Source organism: Paenibacillus sp. N3/727 (genome assembly GCF_022637315.1).
GTDB lineage: Bacteria > Bacillota > Bacilli > Paenibacillales > Paenibacillaceae > Paenibacillus_AQ > Paenibacillus_AQ uliginis.
Window position 1 is genome coordinate 2093378 of the sequence record NZ_CP093336.1, and the last position, 15061, is coordinate 2108438.

Consider the following 15061-nt stretch of genomic DNA (forward strand, 5'->3'; position numbering starts at 1 on the left):
GAAAAAACCATTCATAATAGTGATTGAAAAAATCATAATATTGATTTAATATATCATTATAACGATGCGAGGGGAGACGTTCTTTTATGATGAAAGGAAAGTTGACTTACCCGGAGATTGGACAACAGGCTGAAGCGATGGCAGCTGCATGGGAGCAGCTAGCCAGACAACAGGATTGGGTTGAGAAATATATTGGCAATCCTGCATACGAAGAAGTTATATTTATTGGTTCGGGTTCATCCTATTATCAGGCCCAGACGATGGCAGCGACTTTCCGTTATTGGATCGCAAGACCGGCGAGCGCATTTCCTTCCTCGGAAATTTTCTTGTTCAGGGACCAGTCTTCGGCAAAACAAGGTAAAAAATTGCTTGTCGGCGTATCGCGTTCCGGTGAATCTACTGAAGTAATTTTGGCCATTGGCTCGGTTAAAGGTCTCGAAAACTGGGATACTTGCGGAATCACTTGTTATGAAGACAGTGGTATGGCTAAGCAAACGGAATGTCTCGTATCACCGTTCGGTAAAGAAAAAAGCACAGTCATGACGAAATCATTTGTAAGTATGACATTTATGATGCAAGCGGCTATAGCAGCAGCTGCAGGCGGCGGTTACTCAAATGAAATTAGAACGGTGATGGATCAGGCCGGGACAAAAATAGCAGAAGCCGATGCTTTTGCCAAAGGGCTGATCGAGAACAACGATTTTATTAAAACGATATACCTCGGCATGGGCAGTTATTTTGGTATTGCGCAAGAGGCATGCCTCAAACTGAAGGAAATGTCTTATACTTGGACTGAAAGCTACGGCACCCTTGAATTCAGACACGGTCCAAAATCGATTATCGAACAGGGCTCGCTCGTTGTATTACTGCTCTCGGAGACGGCAAGATCTTATGAGTTGAAAGTCGCTGAGGAGATGAAGGTTTACGGGGCTTACGTACTCGTAATTACAGCCTGCGCGGGCGACGACACCGCTTTCGCGGACGCCGTGTTTGAGATTGGGGCAACTGATGTGAGCGATGAAGCTCGTGCCGTTATGTATTTGCCGCTTCTTCAATATATCGGCTTCTGGACAGCTGTTAACAAAGACGTTGATCCTGATGAACCACGTAATTTGACGCAAGTAGTCAAGATTTAACAAGCGTTCGCCAGGCTGAAATAGTTGAAGCGGCACTTCAAAATCCCCAGCTAGGAGGAAATAATAGCAAATGGCACGTATCGGAATGAAAGCAGAACGACAAAACCAAATCCTGAGTGCGCTGGAGATGAAGGGAGAAATGTCACTTCAAGAGCTGATGACGGCGTTTAATTGTTCGGAGGCTACAGTTAGAAGGGATCTTGAGGAATTGGAGCAAAGCGGAAACGTCATCAGACGTGTCGGCGGCGGAGCAATGTATGTGAAGCCGGCTTCGGTATACGAGGTTCCGTTCATTGAGAAGCAGCACGTATTATACCCGGAAAAATTGGAGATCGCCCGATTGGCGGCTTCATTAGTTCAAGAAGGAGATGTCATCGGATTAACCGGGGGCACAACCACTTTCCTGATTTCCCAGCAGTTAAAACATAGAAAAAATATTACGGTCGTTACTAATGCCGTAAATATTGCGATGGAGCTGTCCGAGAACAGCGACCTTCAGGTGGTTCTGACCGGCGGTGTACTGCGCAACAAAAGCTTTGAACTATGCGGCCCGCTGGCAGAGCAGACCGTCAATGCTGTCAACATCAACACGATGTTTATGGGGATTGACGGGTTTACAACTTCCGGTGTGAGTACTTACTCGGAGCTGGAAGCGAACATAGCACGCATGCTTATGCGCCGTGCGGATAAAACGATTGCGGTATTCGATCATACCAAAATCGGCCGTGCTTCCTTGTTTACGGTGGCCCAGCTAGAAGAGCTATATGGCTGTATCACGGATGAGCAACCGTCTGACGCATTGGTCAAAGCTTTAAAGGAAGCCGGAACTTCACTATATGTAGCCGAGAGCGAATAATCCTTAGGAGGAGAAACGATGAGTTTCTGGATCGGTGTAGATGTCGGAGGAACAAACATTGTTTGCGGTATCGTGGATGAGAAAGGTGAAGTGCTGGACTCTATAAAAAAGCCTACACAGGCTTTTCTCGGCACTTCGTCCGTTCTGGATCATATGGCTCAAATGGTTTCCGAAGTTACTGCCAGAGCAGGACTCTTCGGTAAGGTGGCCGGCATCGGCATCGGTATTCCGGGATTGGTGAACCCTTGGGATGGGATTGCTCTGTATTCCGCCAATTTGAATTGGCGTGATGTTCCCTTGAGTTCGGAATTGTCCAGGCGCACATCTTTGCCGGTTTATATCGATAATGATGTGCGGATGTATGTTTATGGTGAAGCGGTGTATGGTGCGGGCTTGGGTGTTGATTACGTCCTTGGACTGACCGTGGGAACCGGAATCGCATCGGCTATGGTCAGTCGGGGACAGCTTTATTACGGGTACCGTGATCTAGCCGGCGAAATTGGTCACGGAACGATGGACGGCGAATCCGCTCCATGCGGGTGCGGCTTTGATGGCTGTTTGGAAGCAGCCGCCTCAGCCTCCGGCATGGTGCGTGAGGCCAAACGTTTTATAGCCGAGGAGAGACCGACCCTATTGTCACAGTGGTTTCCTGGAGACGATCTACAACGCCTATCGGCGGCCGATATTTCGAAAGCGATGGATGCGGGAGATTCCTTGGCTTCCGATATTATGAATCACGCCGGAGAACTTCTTGGTAAAGCGCTTGTACCAGCCGTGCATATACTCAGTCCGCAGGTGATTATTATTGGCGGTGGCGGGGCAATGGCTGGAGAAAGACTGCTAACACCGCTGCGTCAAACATTAATGTCACGGTTGCTGCCGGATTTCAGGCACCACGTCACCATCAAGACAGCAGTGCTTGGAGATGATGCCGGCGTGATCGGAAGTGCCATGCAGGCGAAGCAGCGTCATGAGATAAAGCAATCATAATCTTTGATCTTGGGGAGGATTTTACAATGACCATTATATCATCTACGCCATTATTAGAGGCTGCTCGCAGTGGGGGATACTGCATCGGCGCTTTCAACGTACACACACTGGAAATGCTTCAGGCTGTTGTCGAGGCTGCCGAAGAAACGCAGTCTCCGTTAATTATTCAATCCACGGTAGGAACCGTGAAGCATCTTGGGCCGGATTATATTGCAAAGGCCGCGAAGGTAGCTTCCGAAAGATCAAGCATTCCGATTGCACTTCATTTGGATCATTGTTCCGATTTTAATATCATTATGCAGTGTATCCGGGCCGGATACAGCTCCGTAATGATCGATGCCTCTCATGAAGCATTTGATGTCAACGTGGCCATGACTAAGAAGGTTGTTGAAGCAGCGAATGCGGTAGGAATTAACGTGGAAGCTGAACTTGGGAGAGTTGGCGGCGTAGAAGATGATATCGTTGTAGACGAACAGCATGCCCTGCTTGCAGATCCGGATGAATGCGCCCGGTTTGTAGAGTTAACCGGAGTGCATACGCTCGCTCCTGCCATTGGTACCGCTCATGGGATTTACAAGGGAGAGCCCAACATTGACTTTGAACGCATTCGGAACATCGCCTCAAAAGTTTCGGTTCCGCTTGTGCTTCATGGCGGGTCCGGCATTCCCGATGAACAAGTCAGACGCTGCGTAGCGGAAGGGATGTCCAAAATGAACGTTGCGACTGAGCTTCGTATCGTGTTTTCCAATGCGATTAAAGAAGTGTTTGATCAGAATCCGGAGGAAAACGATCCTCGTAAATACATGGTTCCGGCGAAACAGGCTTTGAAAAAGGCTACGATCGAAAAGATGCGTCTGTGCGGCTCTTTTGGGAAAGCTAAGGATTATTACCAATGAATCAAGGTATTGTCACCGTAACTTTAAATGCCGCTATCGATAAAACATATTACATGAACGGCTGGTCGTCAGGAACCGTCATGCGTGTGGACCGCGTTCATGCCATTGCTGGCGGCAAAGGACTTAATGTCTCAAGAGTACTGCATCAGCTTGGACATCCGGAGTTAACTGCGACAGGCTTTACGGCCGGGTATAACGGGCAGTTTATTGTCCGTGCAGCTGAGAGTGAGGGATTTGGGACAGATTTCGTATCCATCGAAGGTGAATCGAGAGTTTGCCTTAGTATTGTGGACGAGGTAAACCATACCTTTACGGAAGCTTTGGAACCGGGCCCACTGGTGACTCCGGAAGACGAGGAGAGAATGAAGTCCAAAATCGGAGATTTGGCGCAAAAGGCCGGTCTTATCATTATTTCCGGGAGTCTGCCGAAAGGGTGCAGGCCGGAGCTTTACACCGAATTGATTGAGATTTGCTCCTCCCACGGTTCGGAGGTATTCCTTGATACGAGCGGGGCTGCGCTTATAGAAGGGATGAAAGGCAAGCCTGGATTCATCAAACCGAATGAGGATGAAATAAAACCATGGCTACACGACACCATTGTTGCTGATCGCAATATGGACTCGGAATCGGATGCTGAAGTTTCTCTGCATAACTATGGGGCAGCCATCCAAAAACTTGCCAAGGATACCAGAATTTCGAGAGTGATTGTCACTTTGGGCGCACTGGGTGCATTGGCTTGTATTGGTGACACTGTTTATCGGGTGCATATCCCCCGGATGAACATAGTTAATCCGGTAGGCAGTGGGGATTCCTTTGTGGCGGGATATGCATTTGCACATGTCCGCAACATGTCAGCTATGGAATGCCTGCGTTATGCCGCTGCTGCGGGAAGTGCGAATGCACTCAATCCGACTGCAGGGTGCGTAGTACCGACTGATTTTGGGCGGTTGCTAGAGCAAATTAAGGTTGAACCATGGGGTTGATTGCAGGTCAGGAAGTGCGGATATATATTCAGGGATTCAAAAGCTAATTATATATTTGGCCAAACATCCCCTTCAAATCGACAAGGGAAAAAGGACATCTGAACAGATGTACCTCTTCTTGTTGAACGGAAGGGGTTTTTCTCTTTTTCTGAGTTTAAAGGATTCGAATTAGAGAGTAGTAGGAAGAAAACTTCATGAAGGCAGCAAAAAAGCCAAACACATGAAAAGTGCTTAGCTTCTGTATATGATCGTATTTATTTTTGAATGAGTACAGGGGTGTTCATTTTGACCTTATCAAACAGCCAACGGACTTCTTTGTTATGCATTCGAATACATCCTTCAGAGATATATTTACCGATCGAGGATGGATTGTTGTTTCCGTGAATAGCGTAGGCATAACTTGTTCTGCCGTTGATTTTTACGTTAATGCCCAACCAGCGATCACCGAGTGGATTTTTTGGGTCACCGCCTTTAATGCGTTCTTTATAGTAAGGTCTGTTTTTTGTTTTTTCATGAATTTTAAACAGGCCTTCGGGCGTGTAGGAAGGTTTCTTTCCTGTGGCGACTGAGAACGTCTTGATTGCTTTGCCTTTTTCATAGTAGGTCATCTTGTTGCTGGATTTGTCGATCACAATAAACTGCGCATATTTGGCGTATTTACTGTCCAGCTTCTTGCTGGCAGCGTCGGATTGGTTGACAACGGGGATGACGAACAAAAGGAGCAAAGCAAAGATGAGTGTACGATAAAACATTTTGAAGATGTAAATCACCTCTTTCCGCTTTTCCAGTATATGAGAGAGAACTCGAATGTTGCCGCTTTTTAATAAGAATGTGCAATAGACCAAGTTGTTTTTTGTAGAAGGCAAGTACTGGTTAGTTAATAATGTCGTTGGGCCGATATTTATTGGATGTATAGACGGCGACAATTATTATACGTTCCATCCTGTGAAAAGGAAACATTTTCTTTCTGAAATTTCGCGCAAAAAAAATCCCTTCAGGTGTAGAAGCAGTCAGGCCATCGACATGAATGGTCCTGCGACTTGTTTACACTCAAAGGGATTTACTTGTTCTAAAAAAGGAGACTATTGCTCTTGCATAGTCGTCTTCTCATATGCAATTAACGTAACTTCTTTGCCCGTAAGGTCGGCTATAGCCGCTTCCGCAGCTTTTATAGCGCTTACTGTCTGTTCATCACCGCTAAGCGAAGCAATTTGGTATTCATCAGTTTTAATATTCATTCTGTTTCACCTCCCTAATTTCAGGGTTTAGATACAGGATAGGTTTCCCATTTGAATGACATTGAATGCATAGATGTGAACCATTCTATAGCATCGATTGCGCTGCTAGCCTGCATGTTCTCTTAGTGAATACCGTCGATGAAATTGGAAAAAACCCTGAGTTAACCGATGAATTCTAAGGAGGCGAAGTGAACAGGGATCTGACAAAACTCTTGTATCTTCATCCAAACGATTACTTCGTTAGAAATCGTACTATTTCTGAATTTATCAAATCGGCTTGTTCGTGATTTATGGAATGTCCGGCCCCTTTTACGATCTTATAATTTAAATTTAACTCTTCGAATGCTTTAATCGATTCGGGGTAATAAGAAAGTCTATCCTGATCTCCCAGCATAAAGAGACCTTCTTCTCTAGATATTTTGAAGTCGGGTTTACTTATTGAAGACGTTTTATGTAACATCATAGAAGTATTATTAAATGATTTCAATAATATATGCCAATGTGAAAAAAGAGCAGGTTTGCGAATAAACGACTCCCCACCATCGCCCGATAATTTTTTCAAAAGTTTTGATACGTTTTTTGGGGTTGGGAATAACGCTTCCGGCAAAAATATTGGCATTTTTCTCAAATTATTTGTCTTGTATCCTTCAACAGATGGGCCGCCTGCAAGTCCAACAATTTTATCAAAACGGTTAGGCAATTTACATTTGAACAGTTGCACTAAATAGCAACCATATGAAACTCCAATAGCGTACACTCTATCTAACTTAAGAGCATCTAGCAACTCTTCAATCCATAACACTTGATTAAAGCCTTTTGAGTAATTTTCATTTGGCTGACTTTTACCAGCACCACCGATAGCGTCGACTGCTATTACATGAAACTCTTTTGAAAGATCCTTTATATTATATATCCACATAATTGCTGAATTGTCACCCACACCGTGAAACAAAAGTACAGGTATATGGTCTGGATTTCCAGCAATAATCAGATGCGTTTTTCCATAAGAGCCCTCTACAACTTTTTCTTCATAAGCTACATCCCACTCAGCTAGCAAATGATTATAGGATTCATACACTGCCTTTTGCTTTGTCTCACTTTTAAAGACTTTAGGCATCGGGTAGCCCCCCTTATGAGTTTTCAGCAATCACTTTTTCTAGACAAGCATTCCAAAGAGAATATTCAATGCCTAGCCCCTGAAAACAAAACTGAACAATCTCTTTTAATGCAATGGAATCGTCAGCTTGGTCTATCGTGTTTGATCCCTGGATAAGTTTTGAATATTCAAAGAGATTTGCTACAAAAACAGACCAAAAGCTATTGGCTGCACGACTCGGATCGGTTGCTGGAATCATCTCTTGTGAAATTCCATTTTCAATCATACTGGACAGCGCTTTTCGATGTATATCCGATTTCGAAGCACCCTCTTTCCATTTATCTGGGCCAAATACTGCATAAGCGTCAAAAGGTACTCGAATAAAGAACTGCATCATACGTGGATTGTCTTTGTTTGCACCAAATATCCCATAGACGTAATACATTAACTGCTCAATGGGATTTCTCCCATTTTCATTTGTGAGCAAGCGGTTTGAAAATGTATAGCCTTCTTCAAACATCCAGGAATACAATTCAATAAATAAGTCTTTTTTTGTTTTGTAATAATAATAGATTAAACCCTTTGCAAGCTGAGCTTCGTTTGCCACGATATCCATATCCGTGCCATGATAACCGAATCGTACATACACAGAAAGGGTAGCGGTTAGGATTTGCCTTTTTCTAGCCTCTCGGACTAAGGCATTTTTCTCTTGATTTTTCCCCATATATTCCTCCGCAATATTATTGACTTAATTTTAAGTCAATAATATTTGATCTTCAGATAACTGTCAATTGCAATGGACTTAGAGCTGGAAATCTTCAAAAAACTACTCTCTTTTATAAAGAAACACATTCGAGTAGCATTTTATCAGTTGGATTGGGAGGAAGTTGATCCAAACGGGATATATAAGTTGGGGTTTTTAAATATAAATGCGTATCGAAGGGAAACGTCAATGTAACAGTAGGTTTAATGATTGCAACCATAATTATGAGTGAATAGCGATAATACAAAATCATGCTCGTCCCAGAATTTACGATGCAGAAAAAATAGACAAACCAGAAGGCGCTATCGTGAGAACAAGGGAGGAGAAACATTTTGTGAAAATTAGGTGTCCTAAATGCCATCAAGATAATTTAATTGAACATTATAGAGTGTAGCACTCTTCACAGGGTTCATTTTTTATGTCTTTTAGACCACTATCCAAGTATTATTCTAATTCTATATACCTATGTTGATCTATGATGATATTATTATATGAAACAATATCATTGGAGGAATATGGAATTGAAAAGGATAATAAGTTTCTTGGTAATCATCTTTACACTCTGTAATTTTGGAGCGGTTCATGCTCAATCAAATGGTGATCAGGAAGCAATTAGGAAACTGATCGATAGTGCATCAATTAAAACAATGGATGGATTTGATGACAAAACCTCAGGTCTTATGTACGATGAAGGCGCTATAAGAATTACATTAAAATCTCAATCAGATTATGATATGTTTAACGGTCTGTCTGTTGATGGAAAAAGGAAAGTAATGAATACTCTTGCTCAATCATATTGGGGGGATTATTTAGGTGTTGATGTATGTTACGTTTTAATCGTTTTTAACAATAAATTATACGCAATTGCAGAAACTTCATATGATGCAGCGGATTCGACTATTACATTGCAGTATTTTGAACAAGGAAGCACGGACTTAACTCCGTGGAAAAATAAATCGGCTACTCCTAATAAATCAACAAACAATCAGGAAAGTAATTCTGTTAAGAAGTCAAAAACAAAAGTTAAATCGGTTACTATTAAAGAAACAGGAGTAATAATAAAGAACAATACCATGCTCCCAGCGGCGCAAGTGTTCAATAATTTAGGGGGCAATGTCCAACTAAATAGTAAAGCCAATGATATTATAATGACTTATGGAAGCACTACAATGAAAGCGAAATTAAATTCTCGATACGTGCAAATTAATGGTACTAAGATTTCTTACTCAGCACCTCTTCAAATTATAAATGGGAAATTAATGGTTCCAGTTCAATTAATTAAGAATTTATTCAAAGCAGACATTAAAGTTGAACATGATACTTACAGTTTTAATTCGAAGTATATTAAATCTATTACCGTTGTTACTGATAGTAAGAAAGTCACCGTTCCAATTAATGATTTGTATGAATCGTACCAAAAATATTTTGGCAAAACGGCATGGATAATCAAGCCTCAAGTGATAATCACTGATTTAAGCAGTAACTTTGTTTCGGAAAAGGTGAAAAACCTAGCTCAAATTAAAATAATAAATGTCAAAAGAGATAGCACCATCGGTGACTGGATAGATGTATATTTTATTTACAAAGGGAAAACTTATATCGCTAATCTTAAAGAAACAAGTTTTCAGTTTGGTATCTATACAGTAAGCCCATATAAGCAATATAACTTTTCGCAGAAATATTGGAATCAAATAGAGAATATGAGTATCAGTATTGGAATGACATCAGACATGGTTTACTTGTCTTGGGGATTATCTGATCGTCATTCAAAAGATACTTACTCATGGGGAACAACTGATATACGGGTATACGAACGGTCTTATAGCGGCGATAAATATCTTTACTTCTTCAATAATATTTTACAATCTATTTCTACCTATTAAAGATCAATTAAGATTAATATATTTACCAATAGTTTACAAAAACCCTCTGATTTATGATTAGAGGGTTTTACTATGTCAAAAATAAAAGGAGCAATCAAAAATGAATTATTCAGAACGGCTACAACTTGAAATAAAGGGGATCACATTAAAACCTGATGAATTATCCGTTATCTAGCCGAAGAGGGAATAACTGATCATGGTGTAGAATATAATGCTTCTTCAAACGCTGTTAATCCGGTACAGGTATATCCCATCTTAGCAGCTATTAAAGCAATAAGTCATCAACTTTAACCCTAGGGGAGGGTAATCCTCCCCAACCTTTGATTCGCAAATTATTCTGGCATTATCCAAACGATTTCGGCAATGCGTACAAGAAACTTCTTATGTCTTTGTTCAAGCACAACATGGTCTGGTTTGACAGCAACGACACATCCGTCGATTCTACCACGTGTGGTTTCCAGAATAACGACTTTTCCAATTTGGGACATTAAAGCTTCAACAACGCAAGGATCTACAGGATTGACCACAATCGTTTGAGGCATGTGATGCATATGTGGCTTGTGCTCCATGTGAGGCATGTGATGCATGTGAGGCATCATTGGATAACTATTCAAAAAATTCCCTCCCAATTAATTTATACAGCATTCTATGCAGATGCCTACAAAATGAATTGGGCGAATGCCCAGAAATCAAAAATACAAACAAAGGAACTTTCAGCAAACGGACAGATTATGTAATATTTGATAAGATTTTAACGTTTAAAGTAAGTGAATATACAACGAAGTAAACTATTAAAAACTGGAGCCGCTGAAAAGCAGCTTTTTTGTCGTACGCTTGCTACCTATATATTTGGTGAGGTGAAATGCCGTCTCTTTTTGAGACGGTACTTTTACTTAAGAGTAATATTCTTTTTGGAACTTCTGATATACTATTGATAATTGAGGTACTGTGTTGTACGATGTATATGCAGGAGGTAGGCGGGAAAGGCGGAACAGATATGTCGTATATATGAAAAACAAACCAGTTAACAAGAGTATTTCAAGGAAAAGAAGTAATTTCTGTGTGAAAAAAAGAGGGATTTACCGATTGTTAGGACAGAATGGCGTTGGTAAAACAACAATTATGAAGATGATTACAAACTTAATGATGACATTTTGTCATTGGTGGAGATGATAGCTGTGTGATTAATATGGAACAACAAGCAACCAACCACCTATACAATATTAATAGAGGAGAGGAATGCCTTATGAAAATACGTAGTCAAATTACATTTGCAAGTCTGGCCCTTTTAATAACTGGAAGTTCCCTGCTATACACATCGCCAAACTCAATTGTAAAAGCAGAGCCCACTCAAAATGTATCTAGTTCGTTACAAACAAGCACTCAACGAGATCATAATTCCGTCAAGCAAGCAATGCGGGATACATTGCAACTTGGATTCCCGGGGATACTTGCTAAAACTTCTGAGGATGGAAAAACGTGGGGTTATGCCGCTGGGGTAGCGAATCTGAGCACCAAGAAACCAATGAAAACAGATTTTCGCTTTCGCATTGGCAGCGTGACGAAGACGTTCACCGCAACGGTTGTACTTCAATTAGCTGGAGAGAACCGCTTGAATCTAGACGACTCCATCGAAAAATGGTTGCCTGGTGTCATTCAAGGAAACGGATATAATGGTAAACAGATTACCATCCGGCAGATATTGAACCATACAAGTGGTATCGCTGAATACTCAAGGTCAAAAGACGCTGATTTTATGGATACAAAAAAATCGTATACGGCTGAAGAAATAGTGAAGATGGGGATTTCTCTGCCCCCAGACTTTGTCCCAGGAAAGGGCTGGTCTTATTCAAACACAGGATACGTATTATTGGGTATTCTTATTGAAAAAGTAACCGGAAACAGCTACGCGGAAGAGATTGAAAATCGGATTATTGAACCGCTTGAATTGTCGGATACATTCTTACCTGGCAATTCAAGCGTTATTCCAGGCACCAAGCATGCTCGGGGATATTCCCAACCAGACGAAGCAAGTGAGATAAAAGACGTTACTTATTATAACCCAAGTGCAGGTAGCTCGGCTGGAGATATGATTTCTACTGCTGACGACTTAAATATATTCTTCTCTTCCTTGCTCGGTGGCAAATTACTGAAGGAACAGCAACTAAAACAAATGCTTACTACAGTTCCTACAGGAAGAGCAGGAATCGATGGATATGGTCTTGGTATCTTTGAAACTAAGCTTCCAAACGGCGTCTCGATATGGGGACACACAGGTGGCATTCTAGGGTTTTCTACTATTGCTGGAGGTACACTTGGAGGCAAGCATACGTTGGTCGTCAGTTTGAACAGCTTGGGTAGAGATAACAGTCCTAATCCTTTTAAAAATATTTTACTTGCTGAATTTAGCAAGTAGGCAAAAAGGAAAAACGGAAGAACGTTATTCTTTCTGTAGAACCATTGGAAACGATGGCGCATGAGATTTGGCTGCTCTATGTATTTGGATCAGTCGATATGTAGCAAGCGATTCCCTCTATTACGTTGAATAAAAAAAACTGATGTACTATTGATATTTGATGTACTGTGTTGTACGATGTAACCGCAGGAGGTAAAATATCATGAATGTCGAAGATTGGAAATCACAAATTAAGCGAGGAACACTCGAATTTTGTATTCTATTGCTAATAAAGCAGCGACCATATTATGGGTATGAAATCATAAGTAAGTTAGAGCAGTATCCTATTGTTTCTGCAAAAGAAAATACAATTTATCCTCTGCTTAGAAGATTATTGAAAGAAGAATATGTTTCTTCATCTTGGCAAGAAAGTACAGAGGGTTTGCCACCGAGAAAATATTATTCCATTACAGAAAAAGGAAACGAATACTTAAACGCTATGTCCTTAGAATGGGATAATTTATTAATTGCTATAGCAGAAATTAAAGGAGTGTGAAATTTTGGATAAAATTACGAATGACTATCTTGAAAAAATTGAAAAGTATTTGAAATCTATGTCCGATTCCGAACGTATGGACATTGTAAAAGAAATCAAAAGTGTAATGCTTGAATTGCAAAATAATGGTGTATCTTCTGAGCAAATCATCGAGCGGTTAGGAAACCCAAAAGAATTAGCGAAAGCATACTTAGGTGAAGCCATTTCAAAGAACAATAAATTTAGTTGGCGTAAATTCGGCGCTGTATTTGCATTTTGTAGCAGCTTTGCAGGCGTCAGCGGTATGTTTCTTCTACCTCTTATCAGTACTCTTTCCATCGCTTTAATGATTAGTGGAGTTATTACACCAATAGGCGGAATTATTAAATTTGTTGGGTATCTTATGGGATATGATATTGCCGGAATAACAATCGAAATGGGAGCATATACACCAAGCCCAATGCTGTTCTTACCTATTTCTATTGTGATTGGTGTGTTGATGTTTTGGCTCGGGAAAGTGTTATGGAAACTTACAATTAAATACATACACGCCATTAGTCAGAAAAAGAAAACATTGTATTAATAAAAAAGAACGGGGCGCGGCGGTCATTCATAGACCAACCGCACCCCGTTTTTACTAAAGCGTGTGTCACGCAGTAGAACGCTGATTTTGAGGGAAAAGGTATAAAACCTTTACCCCTCTCAAAACGCGCCCGGAAACCCGCGCTATACAGGGGCTTATGCACCCCTATCGCGTAACAATGCCCGCTGTTTCCGCTTGCGCTCGGCGGCTTGCTGCCGCTGTTACCCGTTCCCGGCAGTCCGGGCAGTATTTGACGCTGTTGGAAGCAGACGCAAAGGGCGCATGACAGATCGTGCAGTGTCGTTTGTCCTCCTGGCGAAAAGCTCCTCATAGAGCTGTGTATCTATCGGCAGTACGGCAGCGCGAAACCATGTGCAGAGCAGCGAATAGGAAATGAGCTGCGGGCAGATACATTCCTCGCCGTCGTCCAGTAGAATACAATGCCCGTCAATGCAGTTGCAGCACTCCTTTTTCACAAGCCCGTTTATGCGCCGGCTTTGGGGCGGCGTCAACCGCCTTATGCCGTTCATACCTCGTCAGCGGCAGAAATGGAAAGCTCGGCGTACTCCGCTTCGGTCAGCTTTTCAAGTTTTGTTACCGTGCGCTTTGGAAGCTCCAGCATATCTGCGTCCATGTAGGGCAGCGCGGCGTTGATATTGCCGACAAGCTCCTGTCTGCCGCCCTCGTTGTAAATAAGGTTTGTTTCCTCAACGGTAAATCTGTTCATGCTCATACCTCCAAATCTTGATTTTTCTTTCTTCCTGCCGCCTTTTTCGGGGTGGCTTTTTCTTTGTCCGTTTTAAGCTGCTCACGGATAGTGGGCTTGCGCTCCGGCTTCTCTGCCTTGCCGCGCTTTTTGTCGGCTTTGACTGCCGCCGCAAGGTCAATCTTTTGCAGATAATCGGTCGCGTGCTGCACATCAAACGCCGGGGCGGGCTTCTGTGCTGCGTCCCGTGCCTGTTCAAATTCATCAAGGGAAAGCGTTTCAATCTTGAACGGCTTTAGCTCATGCAGCGCCGGATCGCAGTCTCTGATGTTGTAACTACTACGGAACTGCCAACTGAGTTGAAAGATGACCTTAACTCACTTGCTAGTTGCATATCTGGTGCATCAGCCGCTGCAGAAGTCAAAGACATGTTGAGGAAGAGTGGTTTTAGTGAAATAGTAGTTGAATCTAAGGATGAGTCCCGTGAATTCATCAAGAACTGGATACCTGGGACTAATTTAGATGATTACATTCAATCGGCTATTATTAAAGCAATTAAGCCTTCACATAGAATTAGTCTTTAGAGATTAAGTTAACGGGAAACGATAGCTCAATAAAGCTATTGAAGGCAGTCGGATTCTTGTGATCGGCTGCCTTTTCTCAACTAACGAGCAGTTTAGTTGAAGATGAAGTGCGGTGAACCGTATCACAAATAGTGGTAAAGCAGAGAATGATGATAAAGGTTGAAGCGGCGTTGATCAATATGCTGTTGGGAGCATAAGTTGCTGGATTAAATTTATGTGGAATGTCCAATACGGATGGTTCGAAAATAAGATGTGGCAGGTTCGCTTAACCAAATATTTGAGTACTTTTTTGCGTTGTTCGTAAGACCTAAACGCTTATTCTGGTCCTATGATAAAATACTACTGTGAAATTGCCATTTATATAATGACTGAATGCTCTGTTAAGTGAATGTTTAATCTTGTGTATAGCCTGACTGA

The 15061-nt window shown here is 41.9% G+C and carries 17 protein-coding genes and 2 pseudogenes; 11 read left to right on the top strand and 8 right to left on the bottom strand.

From position 1 onward, the window contains the following. Positions 1 to 86 precede the first annotated feature (86 nt). The 5 genes from MNQ98_RS09160 (at position 87) to MNQ98_RS09180 (ending at position 4861) form a co-directional block, all read left to right on the top strand. On the top strand, positions 87 to 1136 hold the full coding sequence (locus MNQ98_RS09160) for an SIS domain-containing protein (protein ID WP_347272246.1): 1050 nt from the start codon (positions 87 to 89) through the stop codon (positions 1134 to 1136). Between the two features lie 70 nt (positions 1137 to 1206). Further along, positions 1207 to 1992: a DeoR/GlpR family DNA-binding transcription regulator gene (locus MNQ98_RS09165; protein WP_241932893.1), complete on the top strand. Its 786-nt coding sequence runs from the start codon at positions 1207 to 1209 to the stop codon at positions 1990 to 1992. Positions 1993 to 2010: 18 nt separating this feature from the next. Further along, positions 2011 to 2982 (top strand): ROK family protein, encoded by a 972-nt coding sequence (locus MNQ98_RS09170; protein ID WP_241932894.1) that lies wholly within the window; start codon positions 2011 to 2013, stop codon positions 2980 to 2982. A 26-nt stretch (positions 2983 to 3008) separates the two neighbouring features. Continuing rightward, positions 3009 to 3878, top strand: a complete 870-nt coding sequence (fba, locus tag MNQ98_RS09175; protein ID WP_241932895.1) for a class II fructose-1,6-bisphosphate aldolase — start codon at positions 3009 to 3011, stop codon at positions 3876 to 3878. After that, positions 3875 to 4861, top strand: coding sequence for a 1-phosphofructokinase family hexose kinase (locus MNQ98_RS09180; RefSeq protein WP_241932896.1), 987 nt, complete (start codon positions 3875 to 3877; stop codon positions 4859 to 4861). The genes fba and MNQ98_RS09180 overlap by 4 nt, the downstream gene beginning before the upstream one ends. Positions 4862 to 5115: 254 nt before the next feature. Here the strand turns inward: MNQ98_RS09180 and MNQ98_RS09185 are convergent, their stop codons facing one another. The 4 genes from MNQ98_RS09185 to MNQ98_RS09200 form a co-directional block, all read right to left on the bottom strand. Further along, on the bottom strand, positions 5116 to 5613 hold the full coding sequence (locus MNQ98_RS09185) for a L,D-transpeptidase (RefSeq protein WP_241932897.1): 498 nt from the start codon (positions 5611 to 5613) through the stop codon (positions 5116 to 5118). 330 nt (positions 5614 to 5943) lie between these two features. After that, positions 5944 to 6099, bottom strand: coding sequence for a hypothetical protein (locus tag MNQ98_RS09190; RefSeq protein WP_241932898.1), 156 nt, complete (start codon positions 6097 to 6099; stop codon positions 5944 to 5946). Positions 6100 to 6331: 232 nt separating this feature from the next. After that, entirely contained in the window at positions 6332 to 7216 is an 885-nt protein-coding gene (locus MNQ98_RS09195; protein WP_241932899.1) for an alpha/beta fold hydrolase, read from the bottom strand. A 13-nt stretch (positions 7217 to 7229) separates the two neighbouring features. Beyond that, positions 7230 to 7919, bottom strand: coding sequence for a TetR/AcrR family transcriptional regulator (locus MNQ98_RS09200; protein WP_241932900.1), 690 nt, complete (start codon positions 7917 to 7919; stop codon positions 7230 to 7232). Positions 7920 to 8479: 560 nt separating this feature from the next. On the opposite strand from MNQ98_RS09200, the gene MNQ98_RS09205 reads away from it, so the two are divergent. Further along, positions 8480 to 9841 carry a copper amine oxidase N-terminal domain-containing protein gene (locus tag MNQ98_RS09205; RefSeq protein WP_241932901.1) on the top strand — a complete coding sequence of 454 codons (1362 nt, stop codon included), beginning with the start codon at positions 8480 to 8482 and terminating at the stop codon, positions 9839 to 9841. 332 nt (positions 9842 to 10173) lie between these two features. Here MNQ98_RS09205 and MNQ98_RS09210 read toward each other — a convergent pair whose 3' ends face one another. Beyond that, positions 10174 to 10455 carry a DUF2642 domain-containing protein gene (locus MNQ98_RS09210; protein ID WP_481856735.1) on the bottom strand — a complete coding sequence of 94 codons (282 nt, stop codon included), beginning with the start codon at positions 10453 to 10455 and terminating at the stop codon, positions 10174 to 10176. Positions 10456 to 10535: 80 nt separating this feature from the next. On the opposite strand from MNQ98_RS09210, the pseudogene MNQ98_RS09215 reads away from it, so the two are divergent. The 5 genes and pseudogenes from MNQ98_RS09215 to MNQ98_RS09235 form a co-directional block, all read left to right on the top strand. Continuing rightward, positions 10536 to 10628 (top strand): annotated as a pseudogene (locus MNQ98_RS09215) (ran-binding protein 10); the annotation flags it as partial. A gap of 267 nt (positions 10629 to 10895) precedes the next feature. Next, a pseudogene (locus tag MNQ98_RS29830) lies at positions 10896 to 10987 on the top strand (ATP-binding cassette domain-containing protein); the annotation flags it as partial. Between the two features lie 100 nt (positions 10988 to 11087). Beyond that, positions 11088 to 12257, top strand: a complete 1170-nt coding sequence (locus MNQ98_RS09225) for a serine hydrolase domain-containing protein (protein ID WP_241932902.1) — start codon at positions 11088 to 11090, stop codon at positions 12255 to 12257. Between the two features lie 202 nt (positions 12258 to 12459). After that, positions 12460 to 12792, top strand: a complete 333-nt coding sequence (locus tag MNQ98_RS09230) for a PadR family transcriptional regulator (RefSeq protein WP_241932903.1) — start codon at positions 12460 to 12462, stop codon at positions 12790 to 12792. 4 nt (positions 12793 to 12796) lie between these two features. Beyond that, positions 12797 to 13354, top strand: coding sequence for a DUF1700 domain-containing protein (locus tag MNQ98_RS09235; protein ID WP_241932904.1), 558 nt, complete (start codon positions 12797 to 12799; stop codon positions 13352 to 13354). A gap of 221 nt (positions 13355 to 13575) precedes the next feature. On the opposite strand, the gene MNQ98_RS09240 is transcribed toward MNQ98_RS09235, so the two are convergent. From MNQ98_RS09240 to MNQ98_RS09250, 3 genes are read right to left on the bottom strand one after another with little or no spacing between them, the layout of a single operon-like run. After that, the gene (locus MNQ98_RS09240; RefSeq protein ID WP_481856736.1) at positions 13576 to 13884 is read right to left on the bottom strand and encodes a cysteine-rich VLP domain-containing protein; all 309 of its coding nucleotides are present in this window, start codon (positions 13882 to 13884) and stop codon (positions 13576 to 13578) included. Further along, the gene (locus MNQ98_RS09245; protein WP_241932905.1) at positions 13881 to 14081 is read right to left on the bottom strand and encodes a transposon-transfer assisting family protein; all 201 of its coding nucleotides are present in this window, start codon (positions 14079 to 14081) and stop codon (positions 13881 to 13883) included. Before MNQ98_RS09245 ends, MNQ98_RS09240 begins: the two co-directional genes overlap by 4 nt. Positions 14082 to 14083: 2 nt before the next feature. Beyond that, the gene (locus MNQ98_RS09250) at positions 14084 to 14272 is read right to left on the bottom strand and encodes a hypothetical protein (RefSeq protein ID WP_241932906.1); all 189 of its coding nucleotides are present in this window, start codon (positions 14270 to 14272) and stop codon (positions 14084 to 14086) included. Positions 14273 to 15061 lie beyond the last annotated feature (789 nt).